Annotated in this window: 20 protein-coding genes; 3 read left to right on the forward strand and 17 right to left on the reverse strand. The window is 55.4% G+C overall.

What is annotated here, in order from left to right; translation table 11 throughout:
* Positions 1 to 140: 140 nt before the first annotated feature.
* From fusA to rpsL, 3 genes are read right to left on the reverse strand one after another with little or no spacing between them, the layout of a single operon-like run.
* Positions 141 to 2,258, reverse strand: a complete 2,118-nt coding sequence (fusA, locus tag GG681_RS17345; RefSeq protein WP_153549304.1) for an elongation factor G — start codon at positions 2,256 to 2,258, stop codon at positions 141 to 143.
* A gap of 18 nt (positions 2,259 to 2,276) precedes the next feature.
* Entirely contained in the window at positions 2,277 to 2,747 is a 471-nt protein-coding gene (rpsG, locus tag GG681_RS17350) for a 30S ribosomal protein S7 (RefSeq protein WP_153549305.1), read from the reverse strand.
* A gap of 15 nt (positions 2,748 to 2,762) precedes the next feature.
* Positions 2,763 to 3,134 (reverse strand): 30S ribosomal protein S12, encoded by a 372-nt coding sequence (gene rpsL, locus GG681_RS17355; RefSeq protein WP_005621086.1) that lies wholly within the window; start codon positions 3,132 to 3,134, stop codon positions 2,763 to 2,765.
* A gap of 378 nt (positions 3,135 to 3,512) precedes the next feature.
* On the opposite strand from rpsL, the gene GG681_RS17360 reads away from it, so the two are divergent.
* A complete protein-coding gene (locus tag GG681_RS17360; protein WP_153549306.1) occupies positions 3,513 to 4,319 on the forward strand; it encodes a putative rhamnosyl transferase in 807 nt (268 codons plus the stop codon).
* Here the strand turns inward: GG681_RS17360 and GG681_RS17365 are convergent.
* From GG681_RS17365 to GG681_RS17380, 4 genes are all read right to left on the reverse strand, one after another.
* On the reverse strand, positions 4,289 to 5,185 hold the full coding sequence (locus GG681_RS17365) for a DMT family transporter (RefSeq protein ID WP_153549307.1): 897 nt from the start codon (positions 5,183 to 5,185) through the stop codon (positions 4,289 to 4,291). The genes GG681_RS17360 and GG681_RS17365 overlap by 31 nt on opposite strands.
* Positions 5,182 to 5,994, reverse strand: a complete 813-nt coding sequence (locus tag GG681_RS17370) for a glycosyltransferase (RefSeq protein WP_153549308.1) — start codon at positions 5,992 to 5,994, stop codon at positions 5,182 to 5,184. Before GG681_RS17370 ends, GG681_RS17365 begins: the two co-directional genes overlap by 4 nt.
* Positions 5,995 to 6,085: 91 nt before the next feature.
* Positions 6,086 to 6,907 (reverse strand): metallophosphoesterase, encoded by an 822-nt coding sequence (locus GG681_RS17375; RefSeq protein WP_153549309.1) that lies wholly within the window; start codon positions 6,905 to 6,907, stop codon positions 6,086 to 6,088.
* Between the two features lie 99 nt (positions 6,908 to 7,006).
* On the reverse strand, positions 7,007 to 7,915 hold the full coding sequence (locus GG681_RS17380) for a LysR family transcriptional regulator (RefSeq protein WP_153549310.1): 909 nt from the start codon (positions 7,913 to 7,915) through the stop codon (positions 7,007 to 7,009).
* Positions 7,916 to 8,047: 132 nt separating this feature from the next.
* Here GG681_RS17380 and GG681_RS17385 point away from each other — a divergent pair, with 132 nt between their 5' ends.
* Positions 8,048 to 8,668 (forward strand): glutathione S-transferase family protein, encoded by a 621-nt coding sequence (locus GG681_RS17385; RefSeq protein ID WP_153549311.1) that lies wholly within the window; start codon positions 8,048 to 8,050, stop codon positions 8,666 to 8,668.
* A gap of 96 nt (positions 8,669 to 8,764) precedes the next feature.
* Positions 8,765 to 10,405 carry an FAD-binding oxidoreductase gene (locus GG681_RS17390; RefSeq protein WP_153549312.1) on the forward strand — a complete coding sequence of 547 codons (1,641 nt, stop codon included), beginning with the start codon at positions 8,765 to 8,767 and terminating at the stop codon, positions 10,403 to 10,405.
* 9 nt (positions 10,406 to 10,414) lie between these two features.
* On the opposite strand, the gene GG681_RS17395 is transcribed toward GG681_RS17390, so the two are convergent.
* The 10 genes from GG681_RS17395 to GG681_RS17440 all read right to left on the reverse strand — a co-directional run bounded on the left by GG681_RS17395 (position 10,415) and on the right by GG681_RS17440 (position 20,276).
* Positions 10,415 to 13,012: a putative bifunctional diguanylate cyclase/phosphodiesterase gene (locus GG681_RS17395; protein ID WP_194287223.1), complete on the reverse strand. Its 2,598-nt coding sequence runs from the start codon at positions 13,010 to 13,012 to the stop codon at positions 10,415 to 10,417.
* Positions 13,002 to 14,225 carry an ABC transporter substrate-binding protein gene (locus GG681_RS17400; RefSeq protein WP_153549314.1) on the reverse strand — a complete coding sequence of 408 codons (1,224 nt, stop codon included), beginning with the start codon at positions 14,223 to 14,225 and terminating at the stop codon, positions 13,002 to 13,004. Before GG681_RS17400 ends, GG681_RS17395 begins: the two co-directional genes overlap by 11 nt.
* A gap of 495 nt (positions 14,226 to 14,720) precedes the next feature.
* Positions 14,721 to 14,942 (reverse strand): hypothetical protein, encoded by a 222-nt coding sequence (locus tag GG681_RS17405; protein WP_153549315.1) that lies wholly within the window; start codon positions 14,940 to 14,942, stop codon positions 14,721 to 14,723.
* A 486-nt stretch (positions 14,943 to 15,428) separates the two neighbouring features.
* Positions 15,429 to 15,749, reverse strand: coding sequence for a hypothetical protein (locus tag GG681_RS17410; RefSeq protein WP_153549316.1), 321 nt, complete (start codon positions 15,747 to 15,749; stop codon positions 15,429 to 15,431).
* Positions 15,750 to 15,755: 6 nt separating this feature from the next.
* The gene (locus GG681_RS17415) at positions 15,756 to 17,333 is read right to left on the reverse strand and encodes a PepSY-associated TM helix domain-containing protein (RefSeq protein ID WP_153549317.1); all 1,578 of its coding nucleotides are present in this window, start codon (positions 17,331 to 17,333) and stop codon (positions 15,756 to 15,758) included.
* A 9-nt stretch (positions 17,334 to 17,342) separates the two neighbouring features.
* On the reverse strand, positions 17,343 to 17,681 hold the full coding sequence (locus tag GG681_RS17420; protein WP_153549318.1) for a hypothetical protein: 339 nt from the start codon (positions 17,679 to 17,681) through the stop codon (positions 17,343 to 17,345).
* Positions 17,682 to 17,744: 63 nt separating this feature from the next.
* Positions 17,745 to 18,617, reverse strand: coding sequence for a TonB family protein (locus GG681_RS17425; RefSeq protein WP_153549319.1), 873 nt, complete (start codon positions 18,615 to 18,617; stop codon positions 17,745 to 17,747).
* Positions 18,614 to 18,997, reverse strand: a complete 384-nt coding sequence (locus tag GG681_RS17430) for an ExbD/TolR family protein (protein WP_153549320.1) — start codon at positions 18,995 to 18,997, stop codon at positions 18,614 to 18,616. Before GG681_RS17430 ends, GG681_RS17425 begins: the two co-directional genes overlap by 4 nt.
* A gap of 3 nt (positions 18,998 to 19,000) precedes the next feature.
* Entirely contained in the window at positions 19,001 to 19,372 is a 372-nt protein-coding gene (locus GG681_RS17435; protein WP_153549321.1) for an ExbD/TolR family protein, read from the reverse strand.
* Between the two features lie 4 nt (positions 19,373 to 19,376).
* Entirely contained in the window at positions 19,377 to 20,276 is a 900-nt protein-coding gene (locus GG681_RS17440; RefSeq protein WP_408057675.1) for a MotA/TolQ/ExbB proton channel family protein, read from the reverse strand.
* Positions 20,277 to 20,773 lie beyond the last annotated feature (497 nt).

The following is a 20,773-nucleotide window of genomic DNA, read 5'->3' on the forward strand; positions in this document are numbered from 1 at the left end:
GTTTTACCGTGGTCAACGTGGCCGATGGTGCCGATGTTAACGTGCGGTTTGTTACGCTCAAACTTTTCCTTAGCCATGAGAGGCCTCCTTTTCGTTGAGAAGGGCAGGCACCTTTGCCCACCCTCCAATTTTCAAAACGCTTATGCGTATTTCGCCTGGATCTCGTCAGAGATGTTCTGCGGAACCGGATCGTAATGCGAGAACTGCATGGTGAACTGGGCGCGGCCAGAAGACATCGAACGCAGAGTGTTGATGTAGCCGAACATGTTCGCCAGCGGAACGTTTGCGTCGATAGCAATCGCGTTGCCGCGCGGCTCTTGGCCGGACACCTGACCACGACGGGAGGTGAGGTCGCCAATGATGCCACCGGTGTATTCTTCTGGGGTGATCACTTCTACTTTCATGATCGGTTCCAGAAGTTTCGCGCCGGCCATTTTCATGCCTTCGCGCATACACATACGCGCTGCAATTTCAAACGCCAGAACGCTGGAGTCCACATCGTGGAACTTACCGTCGATCAGAGCAACTTTGAAATCGATCACAGGGAAACCAGCCAGAGGACCGGAGTCCATAACCGATTTAACACCTTTTTCAACGCCAGGGATGTATTCTTTTGGAACAGCACCACCAACGATGCGGCTCTCAAACGAATAACCTTCACCTGCTTCTGTCGGCGAGATGATCATTTTCACTTCACCGAACTGACCAGAACCACCCGACTGTTTCTTGTGGGTGTAGCTGTGCTCGACTTCGTGACCAATGGTCTCACGATAAGCAACCTGAGGCGCACCGATGTTCGCTTCAACTTTGAATTCACGCTTCAGACGATCCACGAGAATATCAAGGTGAAGTTCGCCCATGCCCTTCATGATGGTCTGACCGGATTCCAGGTCAGTTTCCACGCGGAAGGAGGGGTCTTCTGCGGCCAGACGGGCCAGACCTTGAGACATTTTCTCTTGGTCAGCTTTGGTCTTAGGCTCAACAGCGATCTCGATAACCGGTGTTGGGAAGGTCATGGTTTCAAGAACAACAGGTTCGCTGGTTGCACACAGGGTGTCACCAGTTGTTGTGTCTTTCAGACCTGCCAGCGCGATAATGTCGCCCGCAAACGCTTCCGTGATCTCTTCACGGTCGTTTGAGTGCATCATCATCATACGACCAACACGCTCTTTCTTACCTTTGGTAGAGTTCAACAGGGTATCACCCTTGTTGAGCACACCAGAGTAGATGCGGGTAAAGGTCAGCGAGCCAACGAAGGGGTCGTTCATGATTTTGAACGCCAGGCCTGAGAACGCCATGTCATCGTCCGCACGGCGGGCAATGTCACGGGTTTCAGTTTCGTCGCCAGGCTTAAAGCCCATGTAATCAACAACGTCGAGCGGGCTCGGCAGATAGTCGATCACAGCGTTCAACAGAGGCTGAACACCTTTGTTTTTAAACGCGGAGCCACCCAGAACCGGAACGAAGTCCAGCGCCAGGGTACCTTTGCGCAGCAGGGCGCGCAGGGTTGCAACGTCAGGCTCTTCGCCTTCCAGATAGGCTTCCATTGCGGCTTCGTCTTGCTCAACCGCAGCTTCAACCATCTTTTCACGCCACTCGTTCGCCATGTCCTGAAGCTCAGGGCGAATGTCGCGTTTATCCCAGGACGCACCCAGGTCTTCGCCTTCGTAGACCCATTCTTGCATGGTCACGAGGTCAACCAGGCCTTCCAGCTCGGTCTCGGCGCCGATCGGAATACCAACCGGAACAGCGCGTGCGCCGGTGCGGTCTTCGATCATTCTTACGCAGTTGAAGAAGTCAGCGCCGATTTTGTCCATCTTGTTGACAAAAACCATACGCGGAACCTTGTAGCGGTCAGCCTGACGCCACACGGTTTCAGTTTGCGGTTCAACGCCAGCGTTGGCGTCGAGAACACAGACTGCACCGTCGAGAACCGCCAGCGAACGCTCAACTTCGATGGTGAAGTCAACGTGGCCGGGGGTGTCGATGATGTTCAGACGGTGCTTTGGAGTATCGGCAGTTTTGCCATCCTCGGTGCGCTCCCAGAAAGTGGTGGTCGCAGCCGAAGTGATGGTGATACCGCGTTCCTGCTCCTGCTCCATCCAGTCCATGGTGGCTGCACCGTCGTGCACCTCACCAATGTTGTGGGATTTACCAGTGTAGTACAGGATACGCTCGGAGCAGGTAGTTTTACCTGCATCGATGTGCGCCATGATCCCGAAGTTACGGTAGTGGTTGAGTGTATATTCGCGTGCCATTGGACGGAAGCCTCTTGATTACCAGCGGTAATGGCTGAAGGCTTTGTTCGCCTCGGCCATTTTGTGGGTGTCTTCGCGCTTTTTAACGGCAGTGCCACGGCTTTGTACAGCGTCAAGCAGCTCACCGGCGAGGCGTTCTTCCATTGTGTTCTCGTTGCGACCACGCGCAGCGGTGATCAACCAACGGATTGCCAGGGCTTCGCGGCGCTCAGGGCGTACTTCAACCGGAACCTGATAGGTCGCACCACCAACACGGCGGGAGCGAACTTCAACAGACGGTTTTACGTTGTCCAGCGCTTCGTGGAACACTTCCACAGGAGCACGCTTTACTTTGTTTTCAACACGATCCAGCGCGTTGTAAACGATTGTTTCTGCAACCGACTTCTTACCGTCGATCATCAGGTTGTTCATGAATTTGGTCAGAACGCGGTCGCCATATTTGGCGTCGGGTAGAACTTCGCGTTTTTCGGCAGCGTGACGACGTGACATCTCGGCCTCTCCTTCTTACTTGGGACGCTTCGCGCCGTACTTCGAACGACGTTGCTTACGATCTTTAACACCTTGGGTATCCAGAACACCGCGCAGGATGTGGTAACGGACACCCGGAAGGTCTTTTACACGACCGCCACGAATCAGAACCACAGAGTGTTCCTGAAGGTTGTGGCTTTCACCCGGGATGTAGGAGATCACTTCGAAACCGTTGGTCAGGCGAACCTTCGCAACTTTCCGCATCGCGGAGTTCGGTTTCTTAGGAGTGGTGGTGTAAACGCGGGTACAAACGCCACGCTTCTGAGGGCACTGCTCCAGGTGCATGGATTTGGAGCGTTTTACTTTCGGCTGCCGCGGTTTGCGGATCAGCTGTTGGATCGTTGGCATTCCGGTTCTTTCCCCGTTTGCAAACATTTCGTCATGCGCGGCCAAAGGCCGTGCGGCTCATTGTGTTTGCGCTGATCTTCCGAAAAGATCCTCAGACAAGCGCAAAAACCGCAAACGTTTCCATTCCGAGGTAAACGTCGCGGTGTGTTATCAGAGGGTTCAGGTGAAAAAAGTTCCTGAACCTTGGTCCACTTAGGTTTTGAATTCGGCATAATCGAGACGGATCTCAAGCGCCGGATAGCGGGCGTATAAGGGGAGTCGCTGTGCTTGTCAACCGAAGCGGTGCATCGGCGCCACAACCAGGACTTGTCCCTGACCACACAGCCACGCATAGTGCCCGCAAAGAGATGGCCGATTTCCCAAAAGAAGGCAAACAAGATGCAGGTGATTGGACTGTGCCGGTTCTCCTATCCGGCTATTGGCGGATTTCAGGTGGAACATGACAGCATCGAAGAGCGTATCGCCTTTTTATATGACCCCACCCGAATGGAAGAACGGTTCAATCTGTTTGAAACTGTGACCTTACCGGCGCTTCGGGCACAGAGCGACCCGGATTTCACATTTGTAGTTTTGATCGGGGACAACCTGCCCGCAGAATATGAAACCCGGCTGCGCGATCTTTGCGCTGGCATCGCGCAGATCACCATCCGCGCTGAAGCCCCAACGCAGCACCGCCCACTTGTGCGGCGCGTATTTAATGAGGCGCGTCACGATATGGGCGATGCCTGCCTGCAGTTTCGCCTCGATGATGACGATGCGATTGCGCTGGATTTTGTGGAAAGCCTGCGCAAGACCGCCCGTACAAGTGCCCCGCTGTTGGAGCAACACCCCTATTTTGCGTTTGATTTCAACAATGGCTTCCTGCTGAGCGCTGAGACGGACGGTGTAAAGATCGCCGAGGTGATCCGCCCCTATTTTACCGCAGGGCTTGCGGTGCATATAGCGGCAGGGCGCAGCAAATCGGTGATGAATTTCAGCCACCACCGTATCTACACTCGGATGCCGACGCTGACACTGAATACCCGCGCCATGTATGTGCGCACCCATAATGCATTCAACGATTCCCGCCAGGGCCGGGTAAAACCAGAACCGATGGAGCCGATCACCGACGCGCAGAAACGCGTGCTGAAACACTGTTTTGCAATTGATGCGGATCAGTTGCGGGCGCGGTTTTCGCCTGGCTGATGTTCTTGTTTGGCCTGATTGGTCCGAAACAGGGTGAACAGCCCAGCGCCAACAACAACAGCCGCCCCAAGCAGTGTTAGGGTGTCTGGCCATTGATCAAACAGCAACAACCCGGCCACAAGCGCAACCAGCAGGCCCGCGTAACGAAACGGCGCGGTGAACGACACGTCTCCGAACCGCATTGCAACAACCGAGCAGACATAGCCCGTGAGAATCAGCGACGCTGCGCCAAACAGCAGCAGCACGTGGTTAATAGTGATGCTGACCCATTGCTCCGTTGCGCTAAGACCGCACCCCAGAAGCGTCACCCCAAGCCCGGCGCTGATTGCAAGCGACATCGCGGGCACGCCTTGGGGCATGACGCGGGTAATCATGTCGCGACCGGTAATAAAAGCCACCGCAAGCAGCACATAAAACGTACCTTCTGCAAAACCATCCGCGCCCGGGCGCACAATCAACAACATACCGATAAAACCTGCGGCAATTGCCAGGCTGCGTCGCCAACCAACCGGCTCAGAAATCATCACAGCGGCGGCCAAAGTAACGGTCAACGGCAGCGCCTGCATCACGGCCGTTGCATTGGCGATGGGCATCACCAAAAGCGCGGACAGGAAAAAATAGGTCGCCGCAACCTCAAACGCGGTGCGCACCAACATAAACACCCGCGCGCGGCGGTCCGCGACAGCCAATTGTTCCCTCAACGCTCTTGCCAGGGCATACAGGCCAACAGTCGCTATAGTCCCGCGCAACACCAGTATCTGAGAGAGCGGCAGATCAGCCCCCAGAAGTTTCACTAGAGTGTCATTCAACGTATAGGCCGTCATCCCCGCGACCATAAGCAGCGCGCCTTTGGTGTTTGTGTTCATAGCAATGCCTCGCGCAGATAGGTTTGGGTCAGGCCAAAATGTTGGCGCAGTGCAGTTTCGATTTGATCCTCAGACCAGCGCCGCGCCATCCCCATATGGGTGGTGTCGGATTTATTGTCCCCATGGATCGTGCGCACAAAGGACGGCACCGAAATATCCGAATAGGTATTATAATGCTGGGCAAAGCGGCGGTGGTTGTAACGGTGTGGATTGAGCGAGGCGCCCACAGGACCAACCAACGCGGTGCCCGTCGACAAGGGCGCGTGTTCACAGGTGTCATACACCTCAACGCCCGTTTCAGTTTTGCAGGCATAAAACCCACGATTGCCACAGATCGCAAAAGGCGCATCATCTGCCTGCAACGGGATCAGCCCGAGGGCTGTTTTGCGCAGGCGCTCAATAAACCGCAGATCAACACAATCATCATCATCCAAACGGAACTGCGCCCGGTGGCTGAAGCCCTCGTCCGAAACAGCACCATAGCCACGCCGGATCAAACGAAAATGCGCGGCGGGCAACAGTGGATGCATATGGATATGGGGGTGCGGCTCTAACAGTTTGCGCAGACGGTGCAGATAAGGTGTCGGCATCTCACGCGAGGTCAGCACCACAAGATCAAATGCGCTATCGCTCTGCTCAACCAAAGACGGCAGACACAGGGTTTCAAACAGGCGAAATCGCAGCTCCATCCGCTCGGGCGCATAAAGATAGGCCGCTGTTTGTTCTAACGTATCAAAACGCTGGGTGTAAAAGGTTGGGCTCAGCACGGAAAACCGCACCAGTCCAACAATCTGAAGCTTCACCGTCATTTGAGTTCACTGTCAAAAATCACTGCGCCACGCTACGGGCAAGCAGATGAATTTACCAGACAGCAAAATGAAGGGTTCGCTTTTGGGGGCTCTAGTCTTTGACCTCAAGCGCGTCTTCCCACTCAATACCAAAGAGCCCCACCTCCCCCGAAAATGCAAAGGGGATCTGATGCATCAGCGTGTTGCGCCCCTCGGCCAGCACCACAAAATAAGCCGGATCCAGCGCCCCCCCTTTGAGCCACTTGGGCTCACTCAGGTCTGGAATTGTTTGGTTTCCGGTTGAAGGGACTGCGGCGAAAGGAATGCCTTCAAACACGCCATGCACCGGCGTGTGCACATGGCCAAAGTGAAAATAGTCAATCCGATCAGCATATTGGCGCAAAAGCGCATGCAATTCGATCTGATCCTCTGCAATCACGGCAATTGGATCTTCTGCTGGCAACGCAACCGACATGGGATTGTGGTGCAAAAAGATCCGGGCGCGCGTGCAGGATGTCAGCTCATTCTCAAGCCAGGCGCGTCGATCCGCGCCGAAATGGCCGGCATGTGTACGTTCCCCCAGCGTATCCAGATAGATGAAGCGCACAGCATCCACATCTTCGGCATGGTTTACATAGCCGTTTTCATCTACCGGATGGTCAGGAAACACGCTGCAGAAATTGGCCCGGTTGTCGTGATTGCCCAGCAAGAGCCGCACCGGCAACGGGAAATCTTCCAGGACCTCTTTGAGCAACTGATAGGTCGCAACCTCGCCCCAATGGGTCAGATCACCGGTGATGATCACCCGCGCAGCATCCGCGTGATTTTCCGCAACATCCGCAAGCGCAAGCTTGAAACGCGCCAGCGGATCAACCGCACCCGCAGGTGCACCGGGCGCTGTCAGGTGGATATCTGAAATATGGATGAACTTCATTAGTGCCTCTGCATCACTGCTTTTGACCGGTTCGCAAATCGTGATGCACCCATATGCATCATTTGGATCAACTCTATGACAGCGCGTAAAATAATACGATCAGCCTTGCGCCCCCATGGCTGCCCGCCCCTGTTCGCTGGCCAAATGATCAATCAACGCGCGCACGCGGCGCGTCAGATGGCGGTTTGGCGGATAGAGCGCGTAAACCCCATAGGTATCGGTGCGAAAGCTGGGCAGAACCTCTTCCAATTGCCCTGATTTCAACGCATCCGCGACCGCATAATGCGGTGAACGCGCGATCCCCAGCCCTCCCATAGCCATGCGCGCAATGGCTGCTGGTGCATTGGCGCGCGTGGTCACGTTCAGTTTGGCCACATGCTCTTGGCCAGTGTCGTCCCAGAAACGCCAGGCGCTCAGGTTGGATTGGTTGCCATCCACAAGACAGGTATGGGTTGATAATGCCCGCGGGTTTTGTGGTCGCCCGTGGTGCTCCAGATATTCCGGTGCCGCGCTCACCACCAACGACATATCCGCAAGGCGCCGCGCGATAAGGGTGGAATCGCGCAAGGCCCCAATGCGGATTGCAAGATCCAGCCCCTCTTCCACCAGTGCAACACGTGTGTCTGAAAGCTGCAGATCCAGATGCACATCAGGATGCGCACGCAGAAACGGCACCAGCGCTTCGGTCAGGCGGGTGCTGCCAAACCCGGTGGGTGCGGTGATGCGAATGGGCCCTGCAAGCTCCACCTGATGTTCACGCACCAAAGCATCCAGATCATCAATTTGCTCCAAGATGGACCGGCAGCGCCCAAGGTATGCCGCACCAACCTCAGTCAACGACACGCTGCGGGTGGTGCGGTTGAACAAACGCGCCTGCAACTGTGCCTCCAGATGCTGAACGTATTTGCTGACCAATTTGGTCGAAATCCCCAAACGCCGCCCAGCGCTGGTAAATGAATGCTCCTGCGCAACAGCGATAAATGCCCGCATCGTTTCGATCTTATCCATAGGCACCCCCTTTATGAACAAATTAGACATAATCATTGAACAAATCGAGAGATTATCCCCACACTGAACAATGCCCATACTGTTTCTCATCGAAGCGACGCTTCATCGTGATCTTTTAAGAGGAACTGGGAAATGACCAACGCAATCCGCATTCACCGCCATCCGCTCTCGGGGCACTGCCACCGGGTTGAACTTTTTGCAGCGCTGACCGGCATCAACTATGAAACCGTTGATGTGGATCTCGCCAATGGCAAACACAAAGAAGAGCCGTTCTTGTCACTGAACCCTGCAGGGCTTGTGCCCGTGATCGAAGATGAAGCGAAAGTGGTTACTGATTCAAACGCGATCCTGGTCTATCTTGCCCGCACATACGCGCCCGACTGGATCCCAGCTGACATCGAACAAGAAGCGCTGGTTCACAAGTTTCTGGCTTTTGCCGCCGGTGAACTGGCAAGCGGCCCCTGCGCTGCCCGCCTGATCACCGTCTTTGGTGCGGATCTTGATGCCGCGCGCGCCCTCGCGGTTTCAAAACGCGCGTTCACCTATCTGGAAGACTATCTGGAGGGCAAAGAGTGGCTGGTTGGCGATCGCCCAACCATCGCAGATGTTGCGTTTTACAGCTACACCGCCCATGCCCCAGAAGGGAACGTGTCGCTCGACGAATATCCCAATGTGCGCGCACTGTTGGCACGTATCGAGGCCCTGCCCGGTTTTGTTGCAATGCCTGTGACCAAAGTCGGCCTCGCAGCCTAACCTCCTATCACAAATCGCCAAGGGCGTCAGATGCTGGCGCCCTTGGCACAGCATTCATGCCAGCTCTGTTGCGCGCGCAAAACCAAATAGGTCTCTATGTCTTCGTCATCTTCAACCAGCAGCCCGTTTCACGCTGGCGAAATCGCAATCCAGGAAAAAATGGATGTGCGCCGGGTCGAAGACCTTGGCCGCAGGGTGATCCGCAGCTTTATGCCGGAACAGCATCGCACCTTCTTTGCAGCGCTGCCTTTTTTGGTGGCGGGGGCACGCGACGCTGCTGGACAGACCTGGGCCACCCTGCTGGAAGGTGACAGCGGTTTTGTCGATACGCCAAGTGAAACCACACTCCAGATCAATGCGGTGCCCAGCGCCGGTGATCCGCTAGAGGGGGCACTAAGGGCGGGTACAGACCTTGGGCTGATTGGTATCGAGCTTGCGACCCGTCGGCGCAATCGCGTGAATGGGCGGGTAACAGCGCACACTAACAGCGGGATCCAGTTTGAAGTGGGCCAGTCGTTTGGTAATTGCCCGCAACATATTCATGCGCGTGGTTATACGCGGCTGGATCGCGCAACACCGCAACCCGCCCTGCGCAGCACGGATCTGAGCAAGACACAGCAGGATTGGATCGCCACCTCGGATACGTTTTTTATCGCGTCCGGGCACCGCGACACCGAAAACCAGGCACGATCGGGCATGGATGCCTCTCATCGGGGCGGAACCCCCGGTTTTGTAGAAGTTCTATCCGCCCAGCGCCTGCAGTTTCCCGACTACCCGGGCAACAACTACTACAATACTTTGGGCAATATTCACCAAGACAGCCGCACCGGCCTCTTGTTCATTGATTTTGCCACTGGTGGATTGCTGCACCTCACCGGGCGCGCCACAATTTCCGATGATCCAGAACTGGTTCAGCGTTTCCCCGGCGCCTTACAGGTTGTCACATTTGACATCGACGCCGTGGTGGAGCGCCCCGAAGCGTTGAGGCTGCGCTGGGATACGCAAGGCGACGCAATCAGAGAGCTACGGGTGCTCGATAAAAAGGTTGAAAGCGAAGATACTGTCAGCCTGATGCTTGCAGCACGCGATGGCGGCCAACTACCCATGTTCAAACCGGGGCAGTATTTGCCGTTAGAAATCACAATCCCCGGTGCCCCACAGAAAATCCGCCGCAGCTATTCTTTGACCATCCCCCCCGGCGAGAACCGCTACCAGATCACGATAAAACGTGAAGACAGGGGCCTCGTCTCCCGTTTTCTGCATGATGCGTTGCAACCCGGGGATTTCATCTCGGGCTTTCGCCCAAATGGGGACTTCGATCTCCCCGCACAACGCGCCCCAATGGTTTTGGTAAGCGCAGGTATTGGCATTACGCCAATGATCGGCCTGCTGCGCGCAGGGCTCAACGAAGATCCCAACCGGCCGATCTGGTTTTTACATGGCGCAAGAAACCGCACCCATCACCCGTTTAAAGACATGATCCAGACGCTAAACCGCAGCCACGCGACGCTCACAGTCTTCACTCGCTATAGCCAACCAGATCCAAAAGATCTGCAACACACGGAATTTGACACCGCCGGCCGCCTGACCCCTGATCACATGTCAGAGTTTCATTTCCCTGATGACGCACATTTTTTCTTATGCGGACCAGGCGTTTTCACCGCCGAATGGGAAGAGGCGCTGATCGCGCACGGCACTCCGGTGGACAATATTCATCTTGAGAGCTTTGGCAGCTGATAGCGGTTCTTATCCATGCTCACGTGATGAATTGATCGCTCCTGGCTTGTTTTGGCTCCAATTCCGGGCAAATTCATACAGATCATCAACCGATTGCGGTCTGGCAAATGCATAACCTTGCAGCGTATGGCAGCCCAGGTCGCGCAAGATATCGGCATGTTCAAAGGTTTCCACCCCTTCAGCCGTCACCTTGAGCCCCATCAGATCAGCCATGCCAATGATCTGCTGCAACAAGCCACGAATGGTGTCAGAGCGGGTAACCGGCATTACCAGTCTTTGGTCGATTTTCATCACGTCCGGGCGTAGATGCATAAGCCCCACAATCGACGCATGTCCCGAGCCAAAATCATCGATCTCAATTGAGATCCCCATATCCCGCAACCGGTCGAGACTGAAATTGAACAGGTCAGTTTGCTCTTCGACCAAAACAGATTCCAAGACTTCAAACGAAATCTCAAATCCCAGATCCTTCGGTGCTGGCAGTCCCAGAAATATATCGGGATTCTGAATGCGTTGTGCGGTCACATTGAATGACACCTTGGGAATCATGACCCCACGGTTGCGCAAGGCGCTGATCTGACCAATGGCCTTGCGCAAAATCAGGGCATCAATTTCATCAATCGCCGACAATTGTTCGGCAATTGGCAGGAAAGCATCGGGCGTCATCAACCCCAGTTCGGGCGACTGCCAGCGTACAAGTGTCTCCACGCCTACAATCTCATGGCTGCGGGCATCAACCTGGGGCTGGAAGAAGGGCACAAATTCTTCGTTTTGAATCGCGCGCCGTATTTCCAAAGCAAGCGAGCGCCGCCCCTGAACAACCTGATGCAGCTCAGGTGTATAAAGACAAACCGTATTGCGACCGCTGTCTTTGGCCTCATAAAGTGCGGCGTCGGCGCCAACGATCAATTGTTCCGCCGGCAACAACCCATCCAGTGTGCTGGCAACCCCAAAGCTTGCTCCAACCCGAACGGTTTTTTTGTCAAACTGTTTCGGCTGCTGAATGCGTTCAAGCATACGTTCAGCAACAATTCTGCCATCGTCAGACGTTTTCCCAGCGCCCAGCAGGATAACAAACTCATCCCCACCGACACGGGCTGGCAAGTCTTCGGATTTGGTTTCTTCACGCAGGATATCGGCCACTTCGCACAAAACAAAATCCCCTGCCGCATGGCCAAGGGTATCATTGACATATTTGAAATGATCGAGATCGATCCGAACCACCGTCGCACCGGTCTGAGAATTATCGCTGCGGGTCTGCAGCGCAATATCCAGGGCCCGGCGGTTTGGCAGCTCAGTCAGGGAGTCATGCAAAGCCTGATGTTCAATTTCGCGTTTGGCTTCCAAAATAGCCTCTCGCTGCGCACGTTCCTGGGTAATATCGTGCGAAATCGCCATGAAGCCATAGAACTTGCCCTTTTCATTGCGCAAAGGCGAAATCCCAAGCGAGACCCAATAGGCGTGACCCTGTTTGGTGTAATTCAAAATCTCGGTCTTTATTGGACGGCGCTGCTGAATAGCGGCGCGGATCTCGGCAATGGTATCAGGGTCTGTTTCTTCTCCCTGTAACATCGCTGGGCTGCGGCCTTTGACTTCATCCGTGCTGTAGCCCGTCAGTTTTTCAAACGCCGGGTTTGTCCAAACCACCCGCCCGTCATCACCAGTCACAACAAAGGCATCATTGGCACGTTTGGCCACTGCCGCAAGTTCGGACAGAGATTGTTTCTGCGCTTCAAGGCGTCTGTGTGGCTCAACAAGGGCTGCACGCCCCAGGGCCGCAAAGACACCAAATGCTCCAACCAGAACCAGCGCCAGCACACTGACAACATTGGTCAGCAAACGCTGCCCTGCGGCCTCGACCGCCGCCGTATCGGGGACCAACACCACAGACAGGTTGCTGTTTTTCAAAGCAACAGTAGTCGCTTGCTCTGTGTCCACTGCACCGCTTTGTAGCAATGAGCTGGTATCCGCGATGTAGGTCCGCCGCGCCACATCGTTGCTCGGGAACACTTTGGCGAGGTCCAAATGCACAATCGCCGCCACAACACCTTCGGTCAGCCCCTGATACTGCACGGGGGTCGCAATGGCGATATAGGCATCTTCGCCCACGCTGCTGAACACCACGCGGTTTTCGCTCCCGCCTTCACCCTCAGCAATAGAGGACACAAGCCGGGAAAACGCCTGCGGATCAACCGGGTTGCCCTGGCCAACACTGCTCTCAAAGCGTGAGATTTCTTCACCAAAGGCATCGTATAGGTGAACGCTCGACAGACCATCGTTTGGCGTCATACGACGCAGGAAATCTGTAACCACATCGCTATTGTCCACATAGCCCATGACAACATCTACAACCGCCGGGGAATGGCCAATAAACCCGAGCAACAGGCGATGACGCTCCAATGTCGTCTCTAGGCTGCGGGCATCTTTACTCGCCTGGGCCACGATCGCCTCACGTTGCGCTGTCGCCAGAAAGGGTGTCGCCGTGAGCCGCACAGCCAGTGCGGAGCAGACAACAGCCAGCACAAGCACCAACAGCAGCAGCGTCCAGAAACGCCTGAGGACGATCGCCGAATTTGCGGCGCGGGAAAACAGCATGTTAATGGGCATCTTCCAGCGATCCATCTGTTCGGAAACGGGCGACACAAAGATCCTCTAGTCCGAGCGCTTCATGCGCATCGAGCACACCTGGGGTAAACGGCTGAAACGGCGGGTTATACCGATCCAAGATACCTTCCACAGGGGCCTGCAAATTTTCCAAAGCTGCCCGCAAGACAGCGCGCCGTTCTTGAATTGAACCCGTCTGCCAAACCTCGGTTTCAGCAACCTGATCCGCGGCCGCAATCAAAACACGGGTCAAATCATATCCGTGTACAAAACCCGTAGGGGCAGCCAATTCTGACAGAGTAGCCTTTGCAGGTTCGAGCCGCGCCAATGCGTTTTGCAAAACAGCGCTACCTTCGCGTTCGCGACGCAAGCCACAGGTTTGCAACACGCGCAGGTCAAGCGCGTCGCGCACCTGCGCGCTGACATGTGAAGTAAACTCTCCCCCCATGACCCCCCAGTGGCTGAAAATACGCACCTCGGCCTCGACTTCAAAGAGCGCGTTTAACACCAGTGCTCCATCGTCCCAGTTGGACAACAAGATTGCACAATCCGCACCGGCACGTTTGACACGCGTTGCGAGCCCCAATGCGGTTGAATCGCTGATCGCAGCCGAAAAGAACTCAACCAAGGCCGGGTCGCGGCCGTGTTGCGCCAAAGCTGCTGTCAGCGTTTTCTGGTTTGCACGCCCCCAGCCGGTTTCAAGCAGAATAAACGCCATATTCTGACATCCATTGCGCTCAATGGATTCTTGAATGAAGAAATCCCCCGCCTGGGCGTCATCCACCGACAAGCGAAAGATCCAATTTTCCATCCCGGCGCTGCCACGTGTTATCGGCCCAGCAGCCGACCACGGCAGCAAGGTCAGAACACCGTGTTCATTGATGAAATCTTTATGTGCAAGGTACGGCGGTGAATGAAGCCCGCCAAACACAGCCAATGCCGCATCGTTTTTAAGATATTGCTCCAGCGTGCGGCGCGACCGCTTTACATTGCCGCGGTGATCCATCGGCCGAATGCGCACGTCGACCCCGGCCAGCTGATAATTCACCTCTTCAAGCGCTGTGCGCACCCCAAGCTCAATCGACTGAGCTGCGGCAGAGCTGATCGAATAGTCAGCATCAATGTAGATCTCAAACGGGCTGCTCTGGGCAGAAACGGGCCCGCTGAACGCAACAAACGCACCCGCAATTAGGCTTTGGCAGAACTTGATAAACATCTTTGGGTCCTCACACTACGCTACCCGTATTGGAGCGCAAAAGACCTAATCGATTATAAAAAGCACAAACCAGCCACCGCAAAAACGTAAGCAACCAGGGCCGAAGCGATAGGGTGCCCGCAGATCACACCTCATCACAAATGAATTAAGCCATTAAATTTCAATACCTTGAAGAACCCCACATTACATAAAGATCGCAATCAACTTCGCCGCATTCACTTGGTGAAAATTGAATATATGATGTTAGTTTTACGTTTTTCGAAACTGATCCGCAGTGTTACTGCGCCCCTGTTGTCAAGATCAGAGCGACACACCCAAACAACGCCGACCGCGCCCAAAAGACTTCAAGTGCAGAACAAGTTGATGCAAGGTTTTGCGCGTAAAAACAGGCTCGCAATTAGGGCTTGTCAAAACCAAGTGTTTTTGTAAGAAATGCACAGCCCAGCAAGATCACCCTCCGATTAGCCCGGTATGAGATGGGACACCACCGCAGGTTCAGGCCAATCGGAAGGATTTTTCGTGAAACACAATAAAAAAACCGGCAGCGCTTTGCCCGACCACCAGCAAATCCCACAGCGCCGCCCTGTTGTTTCCTTCCCAGACACTTGCAGCCGCAAACCCAGCCCAAAAGAAACAACTCTCGATCAATTCGGGGCTGAGCAATGCGAGATCGCCTGCATTCACATCGCGCGTTACTTTTTCAGCAACTTCAGCCATCCACAAAGCCAAAGCTGGTCGCGGGCGTTTTCCTTTGCAGAAGAAGAGTTTGATTACAGCAATGGCCCCGTGATTGCCTCATTGGTTTCTAAAGTGCTGCACGCGGTGCGCCGGTCGCGCCGGTCTACATTTATGTACAACAGCCCGTCATGCGCCAACTGCGCTCGGATTTTAACCGAGCACGAACGCCGTTTGTTGCGCGCGCTTTGTGAAATTCGCCGTGACCGTCTGGAACGTGCTAATCTTGAGCTGATGCTTTTGTGTGAAGGTAACGAATGCAGCGCCGTTACATTGTGGTTGCGAGAGCTAGCTTTGGCCCTACCGGCGTTACAAGCCGCGCGTTTGAACTAAGAAATCTTGTATCAGCGTTGCCGTCTTTTCATGGCACAGTCGCATAAAGAGACGTTGTATTTGATCACACGAAACCGGAAACATAGTTCATCCGCGCGTCGCCAGCAGCGGTGAACAATCCTGCGCCACCAGGGATCAACCCTTACCTGATATCCGATCTTCCAGCCGCTGACCCGCCGCATCCAGTCGCGCAAGCCAGTCGATGAAACACCCCGGCGGCAGCGAGACCAGCAACCAGCCCAGACAACTTGCAGTACCAAACCAGATCAACCAGCTTGAAAACGTGCTCAGCAGAGCAAGCACCAGACCCGGCGCAAGGCATATCACCCAAAGCCAGGCAGTCGAATACCGCGGCTCCATGGGTGGCAGTCGAAAGACACGACGCCGCTTTGCGTCCTGATCTGACAGATACAAAACAGCGATGACCGAGGTCAGAATCGAAAGGACAGTCAACATTCCGGGCTACTCCGCAGGATTTTGGGCTGCAATCTCCGCCCTTTGTTGCAGCCGCGTGCGGGTCAGCAGGATCGCCGGAATGGTCACGCAGACCAGATCCATCAACAAGACTTCCCAGATATTATCCAAAATGGCTTCGCCCCAGGAAATCCCACCAGTCTGCAGGCGTATCACAGGCAGTGCAAGCATCGTCCAGCTGAGCACCTTCAGCAGTTGTACAGACAGAACTTTGGCGTCTTTGGCAAAGAGCGCCCAAAAGACGACTGCCAGACTGCTCAGGAAAAAACCCACATGCGTGCCATAATGAGTATCTCCGTCTAATGTATAAAGAAAGGCACCATAGGCTGCGCCAACCATCGAAAGCGGCACACCCCAGGCCACAGCAGAAAAAGCGATCTGGCAACCACGCCACAGCGGATCATCCTCGCGGCGGCGCAGCCATAGCTGCATGCCACTGACCATCGAAACGGTCAGCGCACTGCCAAGCGCCACCCAAACGGCCTTGGATGCAAGCCCCGCAAAATCGCCATAGTGCAGCGGGGTCATCAAGGCGACCGTGCTTGAGCCAACCGAAGCCTTATGCCCAACCAAAGGCCGCTCACCGATAAGCGCCCCACTTACGCCGTCAAATTCTAACATGGCGGCCCGAACCTGGTTGATGCCACCATTACGATGCAAGGTCGTGATACGCGCATCCGCGCGCCCCGCATCCTCGATCTCGATCGTGCGCGGATAACTACCCACAATGGCAAAAGACTGGCTTAGAACCTGATCGATATTTGCAAGCTCAGCCGGGCGCGCATCCACCGTCTTGGGCGGCTGAGTTACCGCATTAAACGCCCGTTCAATATCACCGCCAAAGGCCGCAACAGCCACTATTGGCAAGCCAAGACTCACGGCAAAGCTCAGGAACGTGCCGGTAAAGGCCAGCAGGATTGAAAACGGCAGGCCCCAGACAGAGGCCAGCCCATGACGGTCGCGCAAAGACACCACGCGCCCGCCAGGACGCTCTGCCACAAAGAGATCTTTCAGGATGTGGCGATGGATCAAAATGCCCGTAATCGCCGCAACCAGCAGCATCACGCCCAGCAATCCCGTTGCATACAACCCAAGACGTCCGGGGATCAAAAGACGTGCATGGAGATCCACGATGAAATGCGGCAGCTCACGGTAGGGTGCGTTGACCACCTGATTGGGCGCCTCGCCCTGTTTGGCGGAAATCAGCAGATGGGTTTCGGGATCCAAAAGATAGTCACGGCCATATTCAACGGTGCCACGTTTTGGGATCCTGCGCGCTTCATAAAAAAACATCCGCAACGAGCCATCACGCGCATGATCAATCTCTATGTGACCACGAAAATCCCCAGGCACCTGATTGCGCAGCCGCAGCATGGTGTCATCAATCGGGCGCGAGAAAGGGTTAACCGCAGCAGGGCGTGGATCTGCCCAGCGGGCGATTTCATCCGACAGCACCGAAACGGTCCCCGTCAAGATCACGGCATAAAGAAAGATCGACACCAATGTGCCGCTCCAGCCGTGCAGGGAAATCATACGTTTTATCGCCTGGTTTGAGGGTCCGCTCATCGTTTGCTCCTAAGCCACCAATCCCGCAACCAAGAGCGCAAGCTCCACCACAATCGTAACGCTATAAACCACCAAGAATTTTCCCGGCCGTTCGGGCAACAACGGCAGTACAACCAGCACGGCCCAGATCAAGGGAAACAACACAACCGGCATCACCAGATGATCAACGCCGCCCTCTCCCGGGGGCCAGATATGCGGCAGGCTGGCCATGGAAAGGATCGCCATCAACAATGCTAATGGCCCCGCCGAAATCCAGCGTGTGCGCAACGTGTTGCGGTTCAGGCGAGCAAGGAAGCGTGGCTCCCGGTACGAAGGCTCAGGCGAGAGTTCTGAACGGTCAGAAGTCATGGCGATTTCGTTTCTTATTTGGCCATCTTTGTGGCGCTTCGTGCAACGGCACCTTTTTCACAACTAATTTTTAAACTGGAGAGGCACTACAAATTCCATACTTTTTCGCGGGAGCTTTTTTGGTGCCCTTGGGAAGCGCTTCACACTTGTCACCGCTTTTATCGCAGCCTTGTCGAACAACGGATTCCCCGACGACCTTTGGATTTTATGTGCCAGCAACGCGCCGTCTCGCGAGACTTTGAAATAGATCACAACCGTACCTGAACCTTTTGCACCGCGAGGGGTGCGCTGACGGCGCGCTACCGCACTACGCACCTTTGCGCCCCAGACACTTTCCAGTTTCTGAATTTGACCTGGGGAGGTGGTCGCCGCGGCTTTCCCTCCAGCGCCAGCCTCACTCCGTCCGCCAGAACCCGCAGCTTTTTGTTCTGCGCGACCGTCTGATGTCCGCTTTGCAACAGCTGCTTTTTGGGGCTTGGGTTGCGGCTTCGGTTTGGGTTTAGCAACCGGTTTTGGCTTCGGTTTGGGTCTTGGTTGCGGCTCAGGCTCAGGCTCAGGCTCAGGCTCAGGCTCAGGCGGTGGTGGCGGTGCGTCGGTGTCCACAACCACTTCTTCTTGTTCTTTGGGCTGAAACAATTGGATTTGCGCCGCCGCGGCTGGCGCTTGGGCCAATTCAAATTGCGGTAAAGGGGGCGCTTTGACAGGTGCCACATCCGGCGCCTCAATCTCTGTCACCAGCTGTTGGGGCGTCTCGCGAGGGGCTTCCCAGGTTTCTACAAGCTCGGCCACGGTGGGCGGCACATATGAGAGCGAAATCAATGCATCCCCGCCCTGTCCGCCGGCATCACCGCCCTCTTGCGGGCGCAGACCAAATCCAACAATCAGGATCGCAATTGCAACTGTGGTAAAGACTATTGCTTCAAGCCAGGTTCTCATTTCGGCGCCACCACCAGTTCAACGCGCGAAAGACCTGCTTCGGACAACTGACGCAACAGTTTCGCCATGCTCTGAGCCTTAAGCTCCCCATCAGCGCGCACCTGCACAACTGCGCCGTCTTCCACCGCCCCCCGCAGCGCAGCAATAGCTGCGTCGCCTTGGCTATCTTCAAACGCAAGCTCAGCCTCTTTGCCCACATAAAGAACCGGATCACTTTCTGTCTCCCGCTCGGAGACTGCTTCTGGGGGTGTGACCTCAAACGGTTCAGGCTGGGCCAGATGCGAAGTCATCAGGAAAAAGATCAACAGCAGGAACACCACATTGATCATGGGAACAATCGATTCTGTGCGGGCTGGCTTGGGCGGGGTCGAGAAATCCATAACCTACTCCACCAATACAACCGAAGTATAACCGGCGCGGGCCAGCTCTTCGGTGACTGCCACAATACGTTGAAGCGTAGCACCGTCTTTGCCACGCAAGATCAACATATCGCTCGGTTGCTCCATCAAGGGGCTGATCGCCGCAACAAAATCCTGTGCTGGTATGCCATTTACGGCCACGGCCTCGGGGCTCACGTCAATCAGCCGAGGTGGGCCAGTATATGCCCCACCGCTGGCGGCCAGGGGCAACGGCAGTACTGCATCCAAGCCAAAGCGCGAGGCGAGCATGAAAAACACCAGTAGCAGGAACACCACATCAATCATCGGTGTCAGACTGGGCTTGCGGCGCGGCCGATCGGGGAGAGCGAACTGCATTAAGCTACTCCGCAGCGAGACGGGCTACACCCACAGGTTCCGCTGCAACAAACAGACGTGTTGCGCCATCTTCGATATCGCGACGAATGCGATCAATGACAGCTTCAAACCACGTCAATGCGGCAGAAGCGGGAATTGCCACCCCCATACCTGCCGCAGTTGTGAGAAGCGCTTCCCAGATACCGCCTGCCAACAGGGCAGGATCGGCCTTGGAACCCGCTGCCTGCAGCGCCTGAAATGCTGCAATCATACCAAGAACCGTACCGAGCAGCCCCAGAAGCGGGGCGATGGTTGAAATCAGTTCGAGCGCGCCCAGACCAATGCGGGCGGTTGCAATCTGGCCTTTGGCGATCCGCGCCACTTCTTCGCGCGCACGCGATTCTGGCAATGTGTCGATTGCAACCAGACCCGCAGTCAGCACTTTGGAGCGAACCCCGCGGCGGCCGCGCACGGTTTTCAGCGCCAGCTCATAGTCACCATGTTCATAAGCCCTCAGGGCTTTGCCCGCCTTTCCACGTGACCAGGCCCCGATCAACGCCAAGCGCCAGATCTTCCACAAGATCAACGCCAAGGTGATCACCGCGAGGGCGGCAATGGCCCAAATCGAAGGGCCACCGTCTTTCAGGAACTTAAACGCCTTGCCATATGCACCTTGTGCACGATCTTTCAGATCTCCGGGCGCACTTGGGGCAGTTTCCGCCGACTGTGCGCCCTTTGCCTCTGGCGCGATCTCTGCCGTTTCAGCGAAAGGGGTGATCTGAAGATCTGACGCAGCGGCCGGGGAAGCCAGCACTGGTGCCGCAAGATTGGGGGCAACAGGGGCCGAAATCTGCGGTTTTGATGCGACATCGGGGGCGCTTTCCACTGAGGACTGAGCCAGCACCACATTGGCCCCTACAGTCATAGTGACGGCTACAGCCGCAAAAAGCTTCAACATATCGGGCTCCTCACCAGTCCGCTTCACTGTAGAGCGAACACCCACAGCAAAATCATCGTCATAAATCTCAAGGCCTAATTGGCTGGACCGATGGCTGTGAAAAGCGCGGTTTGGCGAGGCATGTCAGTTGCGAAGCTGCAACAGCTCAACGCCGCATATTAAAAACCGAGTTGTTTTGTCAAGTAAATGAGGCTGACTTAACCTCTACTTTGTCGCTATTGGTTTCGATCGAGGCATTGCAAAAGTTGATCGCAGTGCCCTGCCGCGCAACATCCAGCGCATCCATGGAATTAGCGCTGTCTCGCGGACGGCGTCTGTTTGTGTGGCCGTTTCTGCGCATTCTTTTGACCGCAAGACCGCCTTATTGGGCGCTATGTATGGGTTTGTTTTTTTTGTGTGGGTATTTTATTTGGTTGCGGGAGTAGGATTTGAACCTACGACCTTCAGGTTATGAGCCTGACGAG

It is taken from the genome of Tritonibacter aquimaris (genome assembly GCF_009617595.1).
GTDB lineage: Bacteria > Pseudomonadota > Alphaproteobacteria > Rhodobacterales > Rhodobacteraceae > Epibacterium > Epibacterium aquimaris.